We start from the raw sequence: 21,234 nt of genomic DNA on the forward strand, positions 1-21,234 counted from the left end.
AGAGTAGGCAGTTTGAGGGGTTATTAATTATTTAAACTATAGATTTTTAATAGTTAGAAACCAGTTTTTAGGTTCTCAAGGGGTTAGGTAGATTTTTTCTATGTCTTAGTAATTACCCAATAGGTGCCTTTAAAGAGCTATGGTCACGCAGTTTACTTTCTGAATCCCATACATTATGTCTAAGCGTTCCCTGTCAAGTCTCGGCGCTGAAGACTTATGCGGCAAACGTGTTTTAGTGAGAGTTGATTTTAATGTCCCATTAGGAGATGAGGGGCTAATAACTGATGACACAAGAATTCGTGCTGCTTTACCAACTATTAATGACCTCTTGGATAAGAGTGCAAGAGTCATTCTTTCTGCTCATTTTGGGAGGCCAAAGGGACAGGTCAATGAAACAATGCGTTTGACTGCTGTTGCTCAAAGACTTAGTGAGTTGCTTGGAAAAACAGTTGTAAAGACTGAAAGTTGCATAGGAGCAGAAGCCAAGTCAAAAGTTGATGCTATGTCTAATGGCGATGTTGTCCTTTTGGAAAATGTTCGATTTATTTCTGGTGAAGAAAAAAACGATACTGAATTTGCAAAAGAATTAGCTTCTCTGGCAGAAGTTTATGTTAATGATGCTTTTGGAGCCGCCCATCGTGCGCATGCTTCAACTGAAGGAGTTACAAAGTTCTTAAGTCCTTGCGTGGCCGGCTATTTAATGGAAAAAGAACTGAAGTACCTTCAAGGAGCTATCGATCAACCTCAAAGTCCCCTAGCAGCGATAGTTGGAGGTTCAAAAGTTAGCAGTAAGATAGGTGTCTTGGAATCTTTAATTGATAAATGCGACAAGATAATTGTTGGTGGAGGGATGATATTTACTTTTTATAAGGCTAGAGGATTATCGGTTGGTAATAGTCTTGTAGAAGAAGATAAGCTAGAATTAGCTAGTGCTTTGGAGAAGAAAGCCCAAGAGAAAGGAGTTGAGTTTCTTTTGCCAACTGATGTTGTGTTGGCTGATAATTTTTCTCCTGATGCAAATAGTAAACTTTCAAAAGTAGATGCTATTAGCGAAGGTTGGATGGGATTGGATATTGGTTCAGAATCAGTTGAACTTTTTCAGAATGCTCTTAAAGATTGCAAAACGGTCATTTGGAATGGACCGATGGGTGTCTTTGAATTTGAGAAATTTGCAAACGGAACAAATGCTATAGCAAATACTTTGGCTGAATTAAGTGCTCAAGGATGTTGCACAATTATTGGAGGTGGAGATTCAGTGGCAGCAGTTGAGAAAGCAGGTTTAGCGAAAAAAATGTCTCATATCTCGACTGGAGGTGGTGCAAGCCTAGAACTTTTGGAAGGGAAAGTTCTTCCTGGAGTTTCTGCTCTAGATGATGCTTGATAATTTAAATATAATTTGCTAATTATTAAAAGTAGGTTTTATAAACCTACTTTTATTTTTTTTGTAAAGGAATAAATCCCTTCTGGATGAGTAATTATTGCTGAAATAGTTTGAGAGCCAGGTTCTGATGGTGCTTGGATATATTTAAATAGACCACCCGATTGATTAGGCTTAATCCCAAAAAGATCATTCGATAGAATCATTTTCTCATTATTTTTAAGTACAATCATTCCACTAGCTGTTAATAAATTATCTAGTGGTCTTTCAATGATTAAATTTATTTCATATCGTTCACCAGTAAGAACTTTATCAGGAGAAATTATTTTTACAATTAAGGGAGATTGTTGACTATTAAGAATTGACTCTTCATCGATAACTTGATAACTTTTGATTTTATTTTTGTAAGTTTCAATTTCAACAGTTTGTTTCGTGTATAAATTATAAGTTTGATTCCCAATTGTTCTGGTAGATTTAATTTTTACATCTAGTAGTGATTTTTTTGGATCATTTCTAGTTATTTTAATTGACCATTTGGAATCTTTGTATTTGTTTCTAAAAGCTAAAGACTGTTTATTAAATTTATAGAATGATTGTTTTGAAAAGAGGTCTTTCACTAAATCATCCTTGCGCTCGTTGAGGATTTGCTCTAATTGATTGCTTAACAACTGATTATTTATATTTTTGCTTAAAGCAGAATTGATCAATAGTGGATATAGAAATAAAAAACCTATTAATTTGGTTGTCAGTGAATGCCTCACGCCTACCTTTTTTACTCAATATAACTTAGCCTAAAAAGATAGGGTTATTTAATTTATGCCTCGCCTTTTAATTGCTGCAAGCGGAACGGGTGGGCACATTTATCCTGCATTATCTTTCGCCGATTCACTTTCAAATTCTTGGGAAATAGTTTGGCTAGGTGTACCACATAGGCTTGAGGTTGAACTAGTTCCAGAAAAATACAATTTAATTAAGTTAAAAGTTGGAGGATTACAAGGAAATAGTTTTAGAAAACTGTTTAATTTATGTAAATTACTCTTTGCGTCTGTTCAAGTCTCTGTCTTATTACGTCAAAAAAAAATTAATGTTATTTTCACCACTGGTGGCTATATATCTGCTCCTAGTATTCTCGGTGCAAAAATGGCTGGCATCCCAGTTTTACTGCATGAATCTAATGCGATTCCTGGCAAAGTAACTAGGCTGTTGGGTAGGTTTTGTGATCATGTAGCTTTAGGAATTCCATCAGCATCTGAGTATTTGCAAAGATGTAGAACAAGCTTTACAGGAACACCTGTAAGGACAGAATTTTTATTAGAAAAGTCTCTGCCAAGTTGGGTCCCTCTGGGAGAGGGCGTATTGATTGTGGTAATGGGAGGTAGTCAAGGAGCAATAAAAATGAATGAGATGGTAAGGAAGATTTTACCTTGCTTGATTGAGAAGGGTTGTAGAGTTGTTCACTTGACTGGTAAAAACGACTGCTTTTATAGAAATCGAGATCAAGAAAAAAATCACCCTAATTTGGTTGTAAGAGACTTCAGTGATGAAATACCTGCCTTGCTTCGAAACGCTGATCTTGCAATTAGCAGGTCAGGCGCTGGTGCGATTTGTGAATTAATGGTAACCAAGACCCCTTCAATTTTAATACCTTTTCCAAGCTCTACCGATCAACATCAAGAGCTTAATGCTGCTTATATGGCCAGATTTGGAGGGGCTATAATAGTTAATCAACATGACCCAGAAAAAAACATATTGAAGAATATTGTGTCGAATTTATTGGATTCTAATTCTCTTAGGGAAATGAAATTAAATATGAATAATCATGATTATTCATATCCTGAAAAAAAGATATTCGAAATAATACATTCTATTAGTTAATATAATCTTTTAGTGTATTAATAATTTGAATATTTTGTTCTCTTTTTAGAAGACTGATTCTGAACCATTTTTCATCTAAGTTTATAAATGATCTACAGTCTCGTAATAAAATTCCTCTTTTTTTTAAATTCTCAAGAAGATTTAATATAGAGCTCTCACTTTTTATTAATTGAAAGTTCGTAGTTGAGGGTAGAGGCTTAATAGTAGAGAAACTTGACAAACTTTGATATAGCCATTTCCCTTCTTTTTCTACCCATCTATGGATCTTATTTAATCTTTTTTTATGCATTTTAGAATCTTTCATGATCATCTTAGTTGCATTGATAGCTAGCGTATTTACAGGCCATGGATCTCTTATCTCTTTCCATTTTAATAATCTATCTGAGTTTGTCACGGCATATCCAACCCTTAATCCAGCAATACCAAGGAATTTAGTTAAACTTCTTATTACTATTAGGTTCTTATATATATTTGTTAAATCTATAATTGATTGACTTTCACCTCCAGGGACAAGAGAAATAAATGCTTCATCGCAAATTACAAGTTTGTAATTTGCTAGTAAATTTTCTATTGAAGAACGACTCCATAATTGACCAGTTGGATTATGTGGATTGGTAATCCACAAGACATTTGCTTTTGGTTCAATTGGGAATGATTGAGGATTGTTATTTGTCCAAGATAAGGGTAAAGGATTATGAACATAAGTAGCATTCCAGCATTTTAAAGCTCTTTGATAATCTCCAAAACCAGGAGAGGGTAAAGAACTTATTCCATTTAAACTTGCATCTCTTGCTGCCCACGTAAATAATTCAGAGGCTCCATTGCCAGGTAAAATCATTGATGGCTCAATATTATGCCATTTTGAAATAGCATTTCTCACTTCAAAATAACTGCTATCGGGATAAGATCTTATAGACCTATTTTTTATACTATTAATAAGATAATTATTTAATTTTTTAGGTAACTTAAAAGGTACTATTGATGCACTTGCATCGATTATATTTTCTGTAGATAGTCCTAATTGTCTTGCTTCCTTTTCAATATTACCTCCATGATTTTCAAAATTTATGTTCATTATATTTGAGACAATCTTAGTCTTAGTTTAAAATATAATCATAAAAATAATCATAAAAATTTATTTAATTCCTTTTGTATTTTACTTCCAGGGTTCTTCGGAACCGATGGCCTCTTTAATATTTCGGAATCCATGTTTTTCCATTTGCTGGATTAATCCATCTAGTATGTCTGGAACTAAATTTGGTCCCTCAAATATCCACCCAGTATAAATCTGAACCAGTGATGCACCAGCTGTAATTCTTTCCCATGCCGCTCTTGCTGAATGAATTCCACCCACACCAATCAGAGGCAAATCATTATCAGTACTTCTTCTTAGTCTCCGAATAACATCTAGTCCTCTTTTTTGTAAGGGTAGACCACTTAATCCACCATTTTCTTGTCCTAGAGTATTGCCAGTTTTGATTTTCAGATTTTTTAAATCAAATCGATCTAAGCTTGTATTGATTGCAATAATTCCATCGATGCCGTTTTCCATCGCAACTCTTGCAATTTCATCAATTGCTTCATTGGAAAGATCTGGGGCAATTTTTACAAGCAAAGGAGGACAATTGGGTAAATCTTTAAGCGTGCTTATTAATTTTTTTATTTGTTTTGTTCCTTGTAATGAACGAAGGCCTGGGGTATTAGGTGAACTAACATTAATTACTGCATAGTCTGATAAAGGAGCCAATAGTTTTAGAGATAAAGAATAGTCTTTATGGGCTTCATCGAGTGGAGTGATTTTTGACTTTCCTAAATTTATTCCTAGGACACAAGGTCTATTCCCTGGTGCAAGGATTTTCTGTTTTTCTATTGTTTTTAAAAAATTCTCTGCTCCTTGGTTATTGAATCCCATTCGATTCAGCGCAGCTTTCTCTTTTGCAATTCTGAAAAGTCTAGGTTTTGGATTGCCTTCTTGGGCATGCCAAGTAATAGTTCCCAATTCGGCGAAACCAAATCCAAAATAATTCCAAAGGCCTGCTCCTACGCCATTCTTGTCAAATCCAGCAGCAAGTCCCACAGGATTTTTAAAGTGAGAGCCAAAAACAATTTGATTTAAGCTTGAATTGTTTCTTTGAAAATCACTTGATGCTTTTAAAAGGATATTAGAAATTAATGGAAAGTTTCTATTTAATGATGCGAATTTAATTGCATTAAGGGCAGAATTAGTAAGTATTTCTGCATCAATACCCTCGTCTTGAGATAGAAGCTGACCGAGGAGAATGTTGTATAAGTCGTTTTTTTTAGTTGTTGGCAAAATCTTTAAGTTGTATTTTCCTACCTTTAGAAAAAGCTACCGCAATTGCATCGACTCTGTCATTATCCTTTTCTCCGCTATGACCTTTGACATATTGAAGTTTGATTTTTGGTAGTTCAGGATGGTCAAGAGCTTTCCACAAATCTTGATTGAGAACTGGTTTGCCAGAGGCAGTTTTCCAGCCTTTCTTTTTCCAATTTGGCATCCATTTGTCCATTCCATCAATTAAATATTTGCTATCAGTTTTAATAGTTAGTGAAGGGGCAAATTTTATGTTTTTTAATTTTTCTAGAATAAATAATGCAGCCTGTAATTCCATGCGATTATTCGTTGTCTCGGGGGAGTTCCCACCGAATTCAATCTCGCTTCCATCCTGGAATCTGATTAATGCTCCCCAGCCACCCGGACCAGGATTACCACTGCATGCACCATCGGTTGCTGCAGCAATCGCTAATTTTTCTTCTTTAGACATAAAAAAACCGGTCTGAATAGACCGGTTTTATATAAGCAGAAAACAGGTGTTTTTCCAGTAACGATATTTATTTTAAAGTTACTTTTCCGCCAACAGCCTCAATTGCTTTCTTTAAAGCCTCAGCATCTTCTTTTGTTGCTCCTTCTTTTATTGTTTTTGGAGCAGCTTCAACTAAGGCTTTTGCTTCGCCAAGGCCTAAACCTGTGGCATTGCGAACTTCTTTAAGGACTTTGATTTTAGATGAAGCTTCAAAGCTTTCTAAAACAACCTCAAATTCAGTTTTTTCTTCAGCAGCATCAGCACCATCGCCACCAGCAGCAGCTCCTGGAGCGGCCATGACAACGCCGGCAGATGCGGCAGCAGATACACCAAAAGCTTCTTCTATTTGCTTAACAAGCTCTGAGGCTTCAAGTAAAGAGAGACTTTTTAATGAATCTAAGATTTCATCGGTTTTTGCAGACATGGTTTAAATCAGCAACTAAGTAAGTAGAAAACAAATTGTTAAAAAAGGAGGCTCAGCTCTCGCCGTTTTCAGAATGTTGTTTAAGAGACCTTGCAAGTCCAGAAGGAACCTCGTTGATACCAATAGCGATTTTGCTTGTTATGGAATTCAATGCACCAGCAATTTGTCCCATAAGTGCTTCCTTGCTAGGAAGTTTTGCAATCGCTTTGATTTCATCTTGAGATAAAAGTTTGCCTTCGAAAAGACCTCCTTTAGTCTCAGACTTTTGAGTTTCCTTTTGAAATGCTTGTACAGCTTTAACAGCACTGCCAACATCTCCTTTGATTAAAACAAAGGCGTTGGTTCCAGTAAGCAATGAATCCAAACCAGTCCAGGAATTTTTTCCTTTTATGGCTTGACGCATCAAGGTGTTTTTAGTGACCTTGCATACACCATCGCTTTGTTGCAATCTTGAGCGCAAGTCAGACATCTCTTTTGTGGATAAGCCCTTGTAATCAAGAACTAATGCCATTTCGGAATTGTCTAATAGATCCTCTATTTTTTTGACGATCTGCTTTTTGCTTTCCAGCGTGCGGCCCATAATAATTGGATCGAATCGGGGGAAGAACTGGACATGCGGCCATATTCCCTTATAGGAATCGAGGCCGCTAACGATTCAATCCAAAAAGATAAATCCTGCGTATACCTCGGCGGGGTTTAAAGATTCTATTAAATCGAAGATTTAATAGATATCAGACCTGCTGTCTTTGGCTGGGCGCATGCCCTTGTGGCTATGCCACTTAGCTAATTTACAACAATAAGGGTCACTTTTCTTTCTGCAAGTCTTGTAATTCGTTTATATCTACTTCTACTGATGGTCCCATTGTAGATGTGATAAAGAAGCTTCTCCAAAATTTACCTTTTGCACCGCTTGGTTTATTTTTTTCTATTGTTGTTTGCAGCGTCTTCAGATTTTCAAGGAGTGCCTCTTCTGAAAAACTTGCTTTACCAAATCGAACGTGAACAATTCCTGCTTTGTCTGCTCTGAATTCAAGTTTTCCTGCTTTAAATTCTTTAATAGCTCCCTCTAAATCGGTCGTAACTGTTCCTGCTTTTGGATTAGGCATAAGCCCTCTAGGGCCAAGCACTCTACCAAGTTTGGCTACTTTAGGCATCATATCTGGAGTTGAAATTAGAAGGTCAAAGTTCATTTCTCCTTTGTTGATTGAATCAACTAAATCTTCCTCTCCAGCCAGATCAGCGCCTGCTTTAGTTGCTTCATTCACTTTCTCACCGCGTGTTACTACCGCTATTCGTATTTTCTGACCGGTTCCACTTGGCAAGGCAACTGTTGTCCTTAGTTGCTGATCAGTATATTTTGGGTCAATACCGAGTCTTATATGAGCTTCAATAGTCTCATCGAACTTTGCATTGGCATTCTCCTTGACTAGTTTTATAGCTTCAATTGGAGAATATGAACGCTCTTCCACTTTGGAAAGTAACGTTGTCATCCTTTTAGAAAAATTTTTCATAATAAATTGGGGTGCATACGACTTTTAGTCTCCCCCTTGTAATAGAAGGTTTGGTGATTTTACGATTTAATTAGTCCTTTATGGAAACACCCATATTTTTGGCAGTTCCTTCAATAACTTTCATCGCTGATTCGATGCTGCTGCAATTGAGATCAGGAAGTTTTGTTTTAGCAATTTCCTCAAGTTGACTTGTACTAATCGAGCCAGCAGATCCTTTCGCTGACTCTCCTGAACCTTTTGCAATTCCTGCTGCTTTAGTTATCAAAACAGAAGCAGGAGGGGTTTTTGTTATGAAACTAAAACTTCTATCTTCGAAAACTGATATTTCTACAGGAATAACAAAGCCAGCTTTGTCTTGGGTGCGCGAATTGTATTCCTTACAAAATGCCATTATGTTTACCCCGTGTTGACCAAGCGCAGGCCCAACGGGAGGAGCAGGGTTGGCTTTGCCAGCCTGTAAGGCCAACTTGATCAGGGCTACTACTTTCTTTGCCATCGGCTGAAAATTGAACTAATGCGGAAAACCTGAAATTAATCAGATTAAATTATCTATTAAACTTAACTCCTAGACTGACCAGACAGCAAAAGGAAATTAAAAATCAATTTTGCTTAGTTATTTGAGAAAATTCAAGCTCAACTGGAGTTTCTCTACCAAAAATCGATAAGAGAGCCTTAAGTTTGTTTCGTTCTCCTGAAACTTCAATAACTTCTCCTTGGAAGTCTTTAAAAGGACCTGCAGTTACAACAATCTGATCACCTTCCTCTACATCCAATTTGACAACAGTTTTCTTTTCAGCTGCTCGTTTGAAAATCCTATTAACTTCTTGCCTGCTGAGAGGGCGAGGTTTTATGTGTCCGCGTGCTTTACCAGTAGCTCTGCGGTCCTCTGCACCAACAAAATTAATTACATTAGGTGTACTTCTTACAGCCATCATTGTGTCTTCATCTAAAACCATACGAACTAGCACATATCCAGGGAAAACTTTTTCTTCTGTAGTCTGCCTACTACCATCTTTTTTTAACTTAACTGCTGGTGTTTGAGGGATTTCTATCTCTATTATTCTGTCACTGACACCAAGAGTTATGGCTCTTTGCTCAAGTGTCGCTTTTACCTTCTTTTCGCAACTTGAGGCAACCTGAATAGCGTACCAACGTGCAATATTTGTCTTGATTGACTGGTTTGCAAAAGATGATTGATCATCCTCGCTTGCTTCTGATCTATCAATTATTTTTGAATCTTTAGCAGGGGTGGTTTCAATCTCTGACACTGGAAAAAATTGTGAGTGGTTTAAAAATTTAGGTTAGTCAACTCAGCGAAATATCTGAGTAGAGGCCCATCCATAAAAACGGCTTACAGCTGCGATTGATACTGCTGATAAAGTGACCATTAAAATCACGGCAACAGATTCGCTAAAAAGTTGTTGGCGTGAAGGCCATACAACAAGTTTCATTTCATCAATTGTAGAGGATAAAAAACTCTTTTTTAAGGCAGTCTTTTCCTTTTTTGTAGGAATTACCTTTTCTTGATCCTCTTTAGAGGTTGGACTTGTCACTTTGGGAAGACTAAAAGGAGGGTACTTTTAAAAAGAATGGCTATAAACCTAGACTAACTTATGTTTGAGAGATTAGTTATCTATTAAAAAAAGAAGTTTTTCTGAATCATCATCTTTAGTCTCAACCCTTATTGATTTTGCACCTTGAAAAGCCTCTTCTAAAATTTGTGTGGCCAGTGGGTTTTCTAATCTTCTTCTAATCACTCTTCTGAGCGGTCTAGCCCCGTATTCAGGTTCATAGCCTTCTTCAGCAAGAATTTTAATAGTATTTTCGTCAACATAAAGGTCTAAACCTTGGTGCTTTAGAAGCTTCTTCAATTCATCAAGTTGAAGTCGAACTATTTGCTCTAAGCTGTCAGGTTTAAGTGGGTTGAATTTTATTACTTCATCAATGCGGTTCAAAAATTCAGGTCGAAAATGTTTTGTTAGAGCTTCGTTGATTTTTTGATCTAATTCTTGTAAAAGAATATTTTTATTTGAATTTTCGCTTTGAAGTTGAAGTGAATTATTTAAGATTGCTTTGCTAGCAAGATTGCTTGTCATAACAATAACTGTATTTCTAAAATCTACTGTTCGACCTTGAGAATCGGTGAGTCTTCCATCATCTAATACCTGTAACAGGATATTGAAAACTTCTTGATGAGCTTTTTCAATCTCATCAAGAAGCAAAACTGCATAGGGTCTTTTTCTAATTGCCTCTGTTAATTGACCACCTTCTTCGTAACCCACGTATCCAGGCGGTGCACCTAAGAGTCTTGAAACAGCATTCCTCTCCATATATTCACTCATATCAAGTCTCAACAAAGCGTCCTCTTCATCAAACAAAGAACTTGCTAGTGATTTAGCAAGTTCAGTTTTTCCAACACCTGTAGGGCCTAGAAAAAGAAAGGATCCAATGGGCCTTTTTATGTCCTGCATCCCAGCTCTAGCTCTGCGAATTGCGGCTGAGACTGCTTGAACAGCATTTAATTGGCCAATAACTTTTTTTCCTAAGTCTTGTTCTAACTTTAAAAGTTTCTGTCTTTCACCCGATACAACCTTTCTAACAGGAATTCCTGTCCATCTTGAGACAACATCAGCGATGTCTTCTGGGTTGACTTTGTCTTTTAGTAAGGAATTACCATACTCATTATCTTCTCGAATAGAAACTTCTATTTCTTCTATTCTTTCTTGTAATTGGTAGAGTTGGTCGTATTTAAGTCTTTCTACTTCTTCCATATCACCAGAGATTTCCACTTCTCTTATTAAATTTTTTAATTCTTTCAAGCTTATTTTTAGTTCTTGTAATTCAGCTGATTTATCAATCTGATCTTGCCATTTTTGTTTAATCTCAGCCAACTCAAAGAGTAGCAATTCTTTCTTTTCTTGAAGATTATTTATAGTCTCTAAAGTTGTATCTTTATCTGCATTTATTATTGATGACTCTAAATGATTAACCTGAGATTCTTTCTCTTCTATGATTTTTGGTTTTAATGCAGATTCTATTCTTACTTGAGCTGAAGCCTCGTCGATTAAGTCAATAGCTTTATCTGGTAGGCATCTATCACTTATATATCTATAGGCTAAACGATTTGCTGTAATTAGTGCTTCATCGGTAATAATTACGCCATGATGAACCTCGTAATTTTCTTTAAGTCCTTTTAAGATTTCCAAGCTTAAATCTAAGCTGGGTTCTTTAATTGATACTTGCTGAAATCGTCTATTTAGAGCGAGGTCTTTTTCTATCGTACGTCTATAATTGTCTGGAGTAGTTGCACCAATGCATCTTAAGTCTCCGCTTGCTAATAATGGTTTTAATAGACTACCAGCATCAGTATTTGATCTGTCTTTGCTTACAATTGTGTGTAATTCATCTATGAATAGGATTACCCCTTTTTCGCTATTGTTGATTTCACTTAATAATGATCTAAAGCGTTCTTCAAATTGTCCTCGAAATTTAGCTCCAGCAATTAATGCACCGATATCAAGTGAAATTAGCCTTAGACCTTGAAGAGATTCAGGAAGTTCGTTATCTACAATTTTTTGAGCTAATAATTCTGCAATTGCTGTTTTCCCAACACCAGGAGCACCAATTAGTACTGGATTGTTTTTACCTCTTCTAGATAAAACTTTTGTAATAGCTTTTATTTCAGACTCTCTGCCAATCACAGGGTCTAATGTTCCGTTTTCAGCTTCAGTTGTAAGATCTTTGCAGTATAAATCTAAGGCACTTGGTGCCTCATTAAGGTTTAAAGGTTCTTGCTTTGATGTGATTTCTTCTTTAGAGAGAGGAGGAAGTGGCTCGGGTTTTGGATCTTTTGCAGTGGTTTCGGTAGGCATAAAAGACTGTGAATCTTTCTGTGGTCGATTTGTTATTGGTTTGTCTTGATTTCTTTTTGATTGTTTAAATGATTTCGGTGCTGGTAGTCGTCTCAATTCCGCTTCGAGAATTTCACTCGGTAGACCTGCTTGATACAAAAGATCTTCTCCTAAGCGATTATCTCTTCCAATTGCGATGAGGATATGAGATATTTCTATTTGATTAGATCCCCATCGAGAGCGAAAATCATCAGCGACTTCAAGAAGAATTTCTAAGTCTTCTCCAATAAATAAATCTGGTTGGTTGTTTATTGGTAGTTCAGCGATAAAGTTTTCTAAGATTTCATTTAATTCTTTATGGTTTATGGGTAAGGAATTTGTATATTTTTGATATTTTTTATTTCTAAAAAGCACTTCAATAAGATGCTCAACATCTAAGTTCTTATGTCTCCATCTTCTGGCTGATTGTTCAGCTATTAATAAAAGACTCCAAGCTTCATCGCTAAACGAATCTGGTTCTGTAGTGAGACTTCCATTCATTTTTGATGACTTTTGATTCAAAGTGGTCATTTGCCTACTGAATTTTGGTTGAGAACTTTTTATCTATATGTGTATTCTCTTTTAAGACAAATTTGATCGATTAGGTCTTGGAAAGCAAGCTAGATTAGCAATTAAGGAACATATAGGAATAATGTAGTTCATAAGATCTAAAAATCATCTTAAATTCGTGGCTGACTCTCTAGAACTTGTAATTGATACCATTATGGCCCGAGAAGTGTTGGACTCACGTGGTAATCCAACAGTTGAGGCTGAAGTGCTTTTAGAAGGTGGAGCAATAGGACGTTCAATTGTCCCTAGTGGCGCAAGCACTGGAGCTCATGAGGCTCATGAATTAAGAGATGGTGGTAAGCGTTATCTGGGTAAAGGAGTCCTCCAGGCCGTTAATCACATAGAAGAAAATATTGCTCCCGCGCTATGCGGTCTGTCCTCTTTAGATCAAGCCACAGTTGATTCTGTAATGAAACAACTTGATGATACGGACAACAAATCAAATCTTGGAGCCAATTCAATTCTTGCTGTCAGTATGGCTACTGCAAGAGCCGCAGCAAATGGATTGGGATTACCTCTGTATAGGTACTTAGGAGGGCCAATGTCATCATTATTGCCAGTTCCATTGATGAATGTCATTAATGGAGGTGAACATGCAGCAAATAATTTAGATTTTCAAGAATTTATGTTGGTTCCTCATGGAGCTGAAAGCTTCAGAGAAGCATTGAGAATGGGAGCTGAGGTCTTTCATACGCTTAAAGATTTATTGAGTCAGAAAGGTTTATCAACTGCTGTTGGTGATGAAGGTGGATTCGCTCCAAATCTTGAGAGTAATAAAGCAGCAGGCGATCTATTAATGCAAGCAATTGAACAGGCCGGATTTAAACCAGGAGAGCAAGTATCTCTAGCTTTAGATGTTGCGAGCACGGAGTTTTATGCGGAGGGACAATATTGTTATGGTGGAAATTCTTATTCCAGCGAGCAAATGGTTGAGGAATTGGCTGGATTAGTTAATGCATTTCCAATTGTTTCTATTGAAGATGGATTAGCCGAAGATGATTGGGATGGTTGGAGATTGCTTACGAAAAAGCTCGGCAAAAATGTGCAATTAGTTGGAGATGATTTATTTGTTACCAACACACTTCGTTTGCAAAGAGGGATTGATGAAAATATTGCAAATTCAATATTAATTAAGGTGAATCAAATAGGTTCTCTGACTGAAACACTTGAAGCTATAGAGCTTGCATCAAGATCAAGTTATACAACTGTTATTAGTCATAGAAGTGGAGAAACTGAAGATACAACTATTGCTGATTTATCAGTAGCAACTAAATCTGGTCAAATCAAAACAGGTTCATTGAGTCGGAGTGAAAGAGTCGCGAAATATAATCAATTACTTCGTATTGAGGATGAGTTAGGCAGTCAAGCAACTTATGCTGGACTTGTTGGATTGGGACCAAGAGGAAGCTTGAAAGGGTGATTTAAATAAATTAGCGAGAGCCTCGTCTTCCTTGAAAATTATCAAGTCTATTTTCGTTTCTCATTTTGAATTGTAATGTGATCCAATTTAGAGCTATTGGAAACCCTGGAATTAATGGTATGAAAAATAAATATGGTTTGCTATTTGAGGCTAATAAAGCTGACGATATTGCAAGTGAGCCAAGCAGAACGGAATTGCCTAGTGTTTGTTGAGCGTTAATCATTCTTCTGAGTTGTCTGTCTGATTCACCCATTCGTACTTGAAGTTGCAAGTCGCCTTGTTCAAGTCTTTCTAGATTTTCATCTAAGCGTTTTGGCAACCCAACAGCTTTACTGCCAATTTCAGTAACTTGTCTTCCTAATTCATTAAATAGATCATTAGAGTCTGTATTCTTTGAAGTCATGAGAGGGAGAAGGAAGGGTTTTGCTATTGCTATTAAATTAAATTCTGGGTCTAAATATCTTCCAACACCTTCAAAAGTAGATAATGCTCTAAAAACAAAAATCAACTCAATTGGTATTCTAAATGGTTTCCCATAAGCCAGTTCGGATATATCCCCAGAGAGCTTTTCTATGATTTGAGAATCAAAAGGAGGAGTTAGGGCTTCGTTTAACATTATTCTTATTAATCTTCTAACTGGACCTATTTCAATATCGTCTTCTATTAGTCCAGCAATTTGAAGTTCTTTGACCAGTCCACTAACGTCTCTCAGCGCTGCCGCTTTTATCATTGAATTGAGCCTGCCTCTAATACGCTCAGAGACAAAACCCATCATCCCAAAATCATAGTAAATGAGAGAACCACTCTTAGAAACAGCTAAGTTACCAGGATGAGGATCAGCGTGAAAAAAACCGTAATTAACTAATTGCTTTAAATAACTTGTAGCTCCAATCTTTGCGATTGAAGAAGTATCAATATCATTACTTTTTAGAGATTGAATGTCATTGATCTTAATTCCTGGTAAATACTCTAAGCATAAAACTTTACTGGTGCTTAAATCCCAAAATACACTTGGTATTAAAATATCTGAATCATCTATAAATTGTTGTTTAAATCTTGCAGCATATTGAGCTTCAATTCGAAAATCTAGCTCTCTGAGTAATACTCTCCTAGACTCCTTTGCAATACCTATCCAGTCATTACCTCTACTTAAAGACTTTATTCTTTGCACTACTTTTGCAACTTGATTCATCACATCTAAGTCAAGCCTGAAGAACTTTTCTATATCTGGTCTTTGTACTTTAAAAATGATATTTTTGTCATTATTTAATCTAGCCTTATGAACTTGAGCAAGTGATGCTGAGCCAATTGGATTTTTATCAATACTTATGATTTTATTGTATGAGTTTCCAAGTTGTTTCTTTAAAATTTCATCGACTTTTTCAAATGCAAAAGGTGGAACTCTGTCTTGTAGAGAGGTAAGCTCATTTACCCACGAAGATGGAATAACATCAGCTCTAGCAGATAAAAGTTGGCCTAATTTTATAAATGCTGATCCTAAATTAATTAATTCTTTTGTAATCCATTTTGCTCTTGAAGTAGTTCTTTTCTCTCTTTTTTTAGTGGTGTACCCTTTTAAATAAGTCCATTTTTTAGAATCAAACCATAAATAGAAAAGTAAACCTAATAATATCATCCAAATCCTGAAGGCTCTAACAAGTCTTTGAAGTTGACTAGCTAAAAATATCAATTTTTCCCCTCAATATCTTTATTAATATCGATAACCTTTGATCTGAGATTATCTATTTGAATTTGAATTGAATCTTCTTTACTTAATTGTTCCTCAGAAGTTTTTTCTTTTGATTTATTAGTCTTTTTTTCTAGACGTTCAGATTCTTCAATAATCTCTTCTTTAAAGCTATCCCATTCATTTTGGAGCTTTTGAGGCAATTCTTCAGCAATTTCAGTAAATTCTTGAGCAGAATTTATAAGTTTCTCTGTTATTCGAGCTGATATTCGGTTTATAGCTGCTTTAAGCAGTATCTCTGAGTCGCTCAAGAATCTAGATAATCAGCTTATACTGTAGGAGATTTCGGTTTCTTTGTGTCTTCGGATTGAAACTAGGTATAGGCAGATTTGCTCTTAATCAATTAAATCTATTTAGAAGATTAGTTGTTATTGTTCATCTTAAAGAATTTTCATTAGAGTTGGACAAGCTAACATTTGATTTGATTTGGGAAAAAAGTTTAATCTATTAACCCAAGTGATCTCAACACATTACTTTCTCTTCTTGAAAGAGAGCAAAACCTACTAAGAGAATTTCCATTGGAAACCATTGAAACTGATGTTGTCATAGTTGGTGGTGGGCCTGCTGGATGCAGTTGTGCGCTTTACACCTCCCGAGCAGATTTAAGAACAGTAATCCTCGATAAAAACCCTGATGTAGGGGCGTTAGCAATAACCCATCAAATTGCGAATTATCCAGGGGTTTCCAGTGAAATGAGTGGAGAGGCCTTGTTGAAATTGATGAGAGATCAGGCTACCCAATACGGGGCTGATTATCGAAGAGCTCAAGTTTTTGGAATTGATTCTAGTGGTGATTGGAAAACTATCTACACACCAGAAGGAACCTTTAAAGCAAAAGCACTTGTCGTTGCAAGTGGTGCAATGGGAAGGCCAGCATCATTTAAAGGTGAGGCTGAATTTCTTGGTAGAGGAGTTAGCTATTGCGCGACTTGTGATGGGGCTTTTTATAGAGATCGTGAAGTTGCCGTTGTTGGTATTAATAAAGAAGCAATCGAAGAAGCAAATGTTCTTACAAAATTTGCTTCCAAAGTTCATTGGATAACATCTAATGATCCAAAACCAGATGACCATCATGCGCAAGACCTCTTATCAAAACCAAATGTCAACCATTGGAGTAAGACTAGGTTGATGCAGATTGAAGGTAATGATGGTGGTGTAACAGGCATTAAGGTTAAAAATCGTTCAATTGATACCCATCAAAATTTAGCTCTTGAAGGAGTTTTTGTTTATATGAGCGGGTCAAAGCCTATTACAGACTTTCTTGGTGAACAGGTTGCTTTTAAGGAGGATGGCGGGGTTTTGGTCGATGACTTTATGTCGACAACAGTTGAAGGAGTGTGGGCGATTGGCGACATCAGAAATACCCCTTTTAAGCAAGCTGTTGTAGCAGCATCGGATGGATGTATAGCTGCTATGGCTATAGATAGATACTTAAATAGTAGAAAATCTATTCGTGTCGACTGGGTTCATGCTTGATGTGAAAAATTGAGAATTATTTTTTAAAGAGGAGTTGCTTCTGAAACATAAGCAACTCCTCCGTAGTAACTCAAAACAGATTTTATATTTTCTCTTATTTTATCAATTACCTCTTGCTCACAAAAAATAATTACATGTGCATTGGATCCAAATCCAGTAAATTCCATATCTTCTGTGACAATTCTTTCTGGGCCTCTTCCAGTTGCATGTTTCATAACCGTATAGCCAGGCACTTCAGCCTTTTCTAATGCTGATAAAACATCATCTAGTTCTCTTTCGCTAAAAATTAAGTCAAGTCTTTTCATGTTTTTGAATATTAAATTTGAGGAATCATTGTGTTTACTAAGCTCATATAAACAGGTATCCCAAATATTATGTTAAATGGAAAGGTTAACCCAAGAGTAGTTGAAATGTAATAACTGGGCCTGGCTTCAGGCACTGTCATTCTCATTGCTGTTGGTACAGCGAGATACGAAGCACTTGCACATAGAACAACAAATAAGAGTGCATTGCCTGAATCTAAATTTAGGAATTTTGCTACTACTGAACCTAATACTGCATTAATTATTGGCATCAGTATCGAAAACATAATGAGAAAAGCACCGGTTTTATTTAAACGAGCGAGTCGTTGAGCTGCCACAATTCCCATATCTAATAAAAAGAAACACTCAGCCCCATAAAAAAGTTCTCCAGTAAATGGTTCCATCTTTTTAATGTCAGTGGGATCAACAGCTGATGTCAAAAAACCAATTAAAAGGCTTCCTAGTAATAAATAAACTGAACCATTAAGCATTGACTCATGAAGAATTGAGCCCCATTTCATTTTTCTTTTGATGGGCCTATTTTTTGTTGCTCCAAACTTGACTAATAGAAGACCAATTATTATTGCTGGAGACTCCATAAGTGCTAAAGCTGCAACCATAAAACCATCAAAGGGTATATTTTGACTTTCTAAAAAGCTTTCAGCAGTTATAAAAGTAACGGCACTTATTGACCCATATGCTGCAGATATTGCTGCTGCATTAAAAACATCAAATTTTAATCTCAGTATTACAAAGCAAATAAGAGGGATTAAAAGAGACATTAATATTGCAGCCACCACAGTAGGAAGAACTGGATAAGTAAAGCCACTTTTCTGAAGTTCAATCCCTCCTTTGAAGCCTATTGCAAGTAAAAGATATAAAGAAAATAATTTTGGTAGGGGAGCTGGAATCTCAAAATCAGACTTTAATGCGTATGCAATTGCACCCAAAAAGAAAAAAAGTATTGGTGGACTTAAAGCATTTTGGATGAAAAGGTTTTGGCCCATATCTGTTAGTTCTTAAAGTAAGCAAATTGGATGAAAATATTGATTATTAACCATTCAAGCTGTCAATTGCAGCTACAAGCGCTTCCTTTCTAGTACCAATTACATCAACTCCAAATTTAGCAAGTCTGTCCTTTACTCTTCCTGTTGCGCCAGCAACATATGCTTTCCTTGAGTTGCTTAGAGCTTCCTGAACCATATCTTCTATTGCGAGAGTTGCCGTGACTCCAAGTCTAGGAACATCAGTGATATCAAGAATTAGAACTTTATAGTTTCTTACAAGCATCATTCTTTCAGTAATTCCTTTTGCTGCTCCAAAACTAAGTGGGCCTTTTAATCTGAATAGCATTACTTCTCCCGCACAACGATCTAAAAGTGCTTTCTCATCTGAGGGGAGTTGTGCATTTGCAGCATTGTTATTTGATGATGAATCGAATGGGTTGTCAGCTTCCATTCCTTCTAATTGTGTCTCTGTAATTGAATCGATTGTGAGCATATTGGCTATGAATACTCCTACTAGTACAGCCCATATCAAGTCCCAGAAAACTGTCATAAAGAGGACTCCATACATCACACTTGCTGTTTTAAGCGAAAGTTTATGAGCTCTTAAAAGAAATCCCCAATCAATAATGTCTAAGCCAACTTTTATTAAAATTCCTGCTAGAAGAGCTGTAGGAATTTGAGCGGCTAGAGGACCAGCACCAACAAGAACAAATAGCAATACAACTGAATGAACCATCCCTGAGATTGGAGTGGAACCTCCAGATTTGACATTTATGACTGTTCTCATGGTTGCCCCAGCACCTGGTAAACCTGTAAAAATTCCAGCTACTGCATTACCAATACCTTGTCCAATGAGTTCTCTATCAGAATTGTGCCTAGTTTGAGAAATATTGTCTGCGACAAGAGATGTAAGAAGAGAGTCAATAGCCCCAAGAACAGCAAGGACTAGTCCAGCTTTAAGAATAATTGGGAAGAAATTGCCAAGACTTGGATCTGGGAGACTTAAAGAAAGACCACCCTCAGGTATTGCACCTATCCTGTCTAGGGAACTATCGCCAAAAAGAAGTATTGATAAAGGAGTAACTATTAATAATGCTAAAAGAGGAGACGGGACCCATTGACTTATTTTACGGGGGGTCAGAAACACTATGGCAAGTGTCATTGTTGCAACTGCTATTGCAGCTCCATTTGGCTCGAAATTATTAAATAAAGTTGATAGAGACTCTAATACTCCTCCTCGAGTTGATATTCCAAGTAAAGGACCTATTTGAAGAGTAATTATGATTACTCCAATTCCAGACATAAAGCCTGAAACAACTGAGTATGGAACAAGTGTTATGTATTTACCAAGCCTTAGTAGGCCAAATAAAATCTGAAATAATCCTCCAATGACTACCGCAGCCATTACTAGAGGAAGAATTTCGCCAGCAGATAAATCCCTAGGTACTCCTACAGCCGCCAAGCTCGCCACCACTCCAGCAACGGTTACACTCATCGGCCCAGTCGGACCACTTACCTGAGCAGGCGTTCCTCCAAATAAAGCAGCGAGGAAGCCAACTACGACTGCCCCGTAAAGACCATAAATAGCGCCCCCAGGACCAAGAGCAGCATTACCAAACGCTAAAGCTAGTGGTAATGCCACAACTGCAGCTGTTAAGCCGCCTAAAACATCACCTCTAATATTTTTCAGGTGAAAGCCATTAATTAACGCCAATCGACTCTCCTTACTTGATTTGACTTGAGTAAGCCTATCTCTTCAAGGTTCAATTACGTTCAGCATTCTCAATTTTTACATACTAGATTTAGACAAAATTAGAAAAAGATTGACTCTTAGCACTTGAAAAAGCTTTATTTTCATGGAATTAAACGGTTTTAAGGATTATTTCAAAATTCTTGGCATTAGCAGAAATGCTACCGATCAAGAAATTAAAAGTGCATTCAGAAAACTTGCTAGACAATTTCATCCTGATTTACATCCACATGATCAGAAGGCTGAGTCGGAATTCAAAGAAATCAATGAAGCTTACGAGATTCTTTCTGATGAGGCTAAAAAAAAGTCTTATGAACAATATTTAAGTTATTGGTTAAAAAAAAGAGCTGGAAAATATAGAGATTTTTCCACAGAAAATAATGAAAACCAATTTGATGAATATCTAAACTTTGATGATTTTTTGAGTGATTTAATTGGAAGATTTAGTGAGGTTAGTCAAGATATTTACTCAAATATATCTTCAAATAAGAATGCACAATCACTAAATCTTGATGCAGAATTTAATTTGCAGATTAGTTTTTTAGAAGCTTTGAATGGAGCAAAAAAAAATCTTTTGGTGAATGATGAACGTATAGAGGTAACAATCCCACAAGGAATTGAAACAGGATCAAAAATACGTATTAAAAATAAGGGCAACATACAGTCTGGAAAAGGGAAAAGAGGAGATTTATTGATTGAGGTCAGTGTTAAATCTCATCCGATTTGGAAAGTAAAAGGTTTAGATGTTTATGCAGATTTACCTCTTTCTTTAGATGAATTTGCTTTGGGAGCAAATATTATGGTTGTCTCTCCTCAAGGTGACACATATCTATCAATACCTTCTGGAAGTTTACCCGAGCAAAAATTGAGATTACAAGGCCAAGGATTACATAACTTAGATACCCAAGGAGATTTGTTTTTTACTCTAAAACTAAAGTTACCTGAAAATTGGTCAGCTGATGAGCTGAGACTTCTTGAAAAGCTTAGATCTGTTCGAATAGATGAACCTCGATCAAGCTGGTTCGAGAAGGCTAGGACTTAAAGGAAGTAAAATGTAGTT

General features: G+C 36.4%; 21 protein-coding genes. 5 read left to right on the plus strand and 16 right to left on the minus strand.

Annotated features, from left to right (window positions below):
- The first annotated feature begins 175 nt into the window (after positions 1-175).
- Positions 176-1,381 carry a phosphoglycerate kinase gene (locus PMN2A_RS01205; protein WP_011294195.1) on the plus strand — a complete coding sequence of 402 codons (1,206 nt, stop codon included), beginning with the start codon at positions 176-178 and terminating at the stop codon, positions 1,379-1,381.
- 38 nt (positions 1,382-1,419) lie between these two features.
- On the opposite strand, the gene PMN2A_RS01210 is transcribed toward PMN2A_RS01205, so the two are convergent.
- Positions 1,420-2,085, minus strand: a complete 666-nt coding sequence (locus PMN2A_RS01210) for a hypothetical protein (protein ID WP_225866314.1) — start codon at positions 2,083-2,085, stop codon at positions 1,420-1,422.
- Between the two features lie 109 nt (positions 2,086-2,194).
- On the opposite strand from PMN2A_RS01210, the gene murG reads away from it, so the two are divergent.
- Positions 2,195-3,253, plus strand: coding sequence for an undecaprenyldiphospho-muramoylpentapeptide beta-N-acetylglucosaminyltransferase (murG, locus tag PMN2A_RS01215; RefSeq protein ID WP_011294197.1), 1,059 nt, complete (start codon positions 2,195-2,197; stop codon positions 3,251-3,253).
- Here the strand turns inward: murG and PMN2A_RS01220 are convergent.
- The 10 genes from PMN2A_RS01220 to PMN2A_RS01265 all read right to left on the minus strand — a co-directional run bounded on the left by PMN2A_RS01220 (position 3,246) and on the right by PMN2A_RS01265 (position 12,434).
- Positions 3,246-4,328: a pyridoxal phosphate-dependent aminotransferase gene (locus PMN2A_RS01220; RefSeq protein ID WP_011294198.1), complete on the minus strand. Its 1,083-nt coding sequence runs from the start codon at positions 4,326-4,328 to the stop codon at positions 3,246-3,248. The two genes, murG and PMN2A_RS01220, sit on opposite strands and share 8 nt — an antisense overlap.
- Positions 4,329-4,409: 81 nt before the next feature.
- Entirely contained in the window at positions 4,410-5,567 is a 1,158-nt protein-coding gene (locus PMN2A_RS01225) for a quinone-dependent dihydroorotate dehydrogenase (protein WP_011294199.1), read from the minus strand.
- On the minus strand, positions 5,554-6,039 hold the full coding sequence (locus PMN2A_RS01230) for a ribonuclease H family protein (protein WP_011294200.1): 486 nt from the start codon (positions 6,037-6,039) through the stop codon (positions 5,554-5,556). Before PMN2A_RS01230 ends, PMN2A_RS01225 begins: the two co-directional genes overlap by 14 nt.
- A gap of 67 nt (positions 6,040-6,106) precedes the next feature.
- Entirely contained in the window at positions 6,107-6,502 is a 396-nt protein-coding gene (gene rplL / locus PMN2A_RS01235) for a 50S ribosomal protein L7/L12 (protein ID WP_011294201.1), read from the minus strand.
- A 52-nt stretch (positions 6,503-6,554) separates the two neighbouring features.
- Complete coding sequence (gene rplJ / locus PMN2A_RS01240) at positions 6,555-7,082, minus strand: 50S ribosomal protein L10 (protein WP_011294202.1); 528 nt, start codon at positions 7,080-7,082, stop codon at positions 6,555-6,557.
- A 223-nt stretch (positions 7,083-7,305) separates the two neighbouring features.
- Positions 7,306-8,013 carry a 50S ribosomal protein L1 gene (rplA, locus tag PMN2A_RS01245; protein ID WP_011294203.1) on the minus strand — a complete coding sequence of 236 codons (708 nt, stop codon included), beginning with the start codon at positions 8,011-8,013 and terminating at the stop codon, positions 7,306-7,308.
- A gap of 70 nt (positions 8,014-8,083) precedes the next feature.
- Entirely contained in the window at positions 8,084-8,509 is a 426-nt protein-coding gene (gene rplK, locus PMN2A_RS01250) for a 50S ribosomal protein L11 (RefSeq protein WP_011294204.1), read from the minus strand.
- 103 nt (positions 8,510-8,612) lie between these two features.
- On the minus strand, positions 8,613-9,239 hold the full coding sequence (gene nusG / locus PMN2A_RS01255) for a transcription termination/antitermination protein NusG (RefSeq protein WP_430515582.1): 627 nt from the start codon (positions 9,237-9,239) through the stop codon (positions 8,613-8,615).
- Positions 9,240-9,323: 84 nt separating this feature from the next.
- Positions 9,324-9,566, minus strand: a complete 243-nt coding sequence (gene secE, locus PMN2A_RS01260) for a preprotein translocase subunit SecE (protein ID WP_011294206.1) — start codon at positions 9,564-9,566, stop codon at positions 9,324-9,326.
- A gap of 72 nt (positions 9,567-9,638) precedes the next feature.
- The gene (locus PMN2A_RS01265; protein ID WP_011294207.1) at positions 9,639-12,434 is read right to left on the minus strand and encodes an ATP-dependent Clp protease ATP-binding subunit; all 2,796 of its coding nucleotides are present in this window, start codon (positions 12,432-12,434) and stop codon (positions 9,639-9,641) included.
- Between the two features lie 157 nt (positions 12,435-12,591).
- Between PMN2A_RS01265 and eno the strand changes: the two genes are divergently transcribed.
- Positions 12,592-13,893, plus strand: coding sequence for a phosphopyruvate hydratase (eno, locus tag PMN2A_RS01270; protein WP_011294208.1), 1,302 nt, complete (start codon positions 12,592-12,594; stop codon positions 13,891-13,893).
- Between the two features lie 10 nt (positions 13,894-13,903).
- On the opposite strand, the gene PMN2A_RS01275 is transcribed toward eno, so the two are convergent.
- Positions 13,904-15,529, minus strand: a complete 1,626-nt coding sequence (locus PMN2A_RS01275) for an ABC1 kinase family protein (protein ID WP_049752686.1) — start codon at positions 15,527-15,529, stop codon at positions 13,904-13,906.
- 50 nt (positions 15,530-15,579) lie between these two features.
- Entirely contained in the window at positions 15,580-15,891 is a 312-nt protein-coding gene (locus PMN2A_RS01280) for a hypothetical protein (RefSeq protein ID WP_011294210.1), read from the minus strand.
- A 267-nt stretch (positions 15,892-16,158) separates the two neighbouring features.
- On the opposite strand from PMN2A_RS01280, the gene PMN2A_RS01285 reads away from it, so the two are divergent.
- Positions 16,159-17,115 carry an NAD(P)/FAD-dependent oxidoreductase gene (locus tag PMN2A_RS01285; protein WP_011294211.1) on the plus strand — a complete coding sequence of 319 codons (957 nt, stop codon included), beginning with the start codon at positions 16,159-16,161 and terminating at the stop codon, positions 17,113-17,115.
- A gap of 23 nt (positions 17,116-17,138) precedes the next feature.
- Here the strand turns inward: PMN2A_RS01285 and PMN2A_RS01290 are convergent, their stop codons facing one another.
- The 3 genes from PMN2A_RS01290 to PMN2A_RS01300 are packed head-to-tail and all read right to left on the minus strand — an operon-like array spanning position 17,139 to position 20,138.
- Positions 17,139-17,420, minus strand: coding sequence for a P-II family nitrogen regulator (locus PMN2A_RS01290; protein ID WP_011294212.1), 282 nt, complete (start codon positions 17,418-17,420; stop codon positions 17,139-17,141).
- A gap of 11 nt (positions 17,421-17,431) precedes the next feature.
- Entirely contained in the window at positions 17,432-18,424 is a 993-nt protein-coding gene (locus PMN2A_RS01295; protein ID WP_011294213.1) for a sodium-dependent bicarbonate transport family permease, read from the minus strand.
- A 46-nt stretch (positions 18,425-18,470) separates the two neighbouring features.
- Entirely contained in the window at positions 18,471-20,138 is a 1,668-nt protein-coding gene (locus PMN2A_RS01300) for a SulP family inorganic anion transporter (RefSeq protein ID WP_011294214.1), read from the minus strand.
- Between the two features lie 142 nt (positions 20,139-20,280).
- On the opposite strand from PMN2A_RS01300, the gene PMN2A_RS01305 reads away from it, so the two are divergent.
- Positions 20,281-21,216 carry a DnaJ C-terminal domain-containing protein gene (locus PMN2A_RS01305; RefSeq protein WP_011294215.1) on the plus strand — a complete coding sequence of 312 codons (936 nt, stop codon included), beginning with the start codon at positions 20,281-20,283 and terminating at the stop codon, positions 21,214-21,216.
- Positions 21,217-21,234: the final 18 nt, after the last annotated feature.

The sequence above is a fragment of the Prochlorococcus marinus str. NATL2A genome, from assembly GCF_000012465.1.
GTDB classification, from domain to species: Bacteria; Cyanobacteriota; Cyanobacteriia; order PCC-6307; family Cyanobiaceae; genus Prochlorococcus_B; species Prochlorococcus_B marinus_B.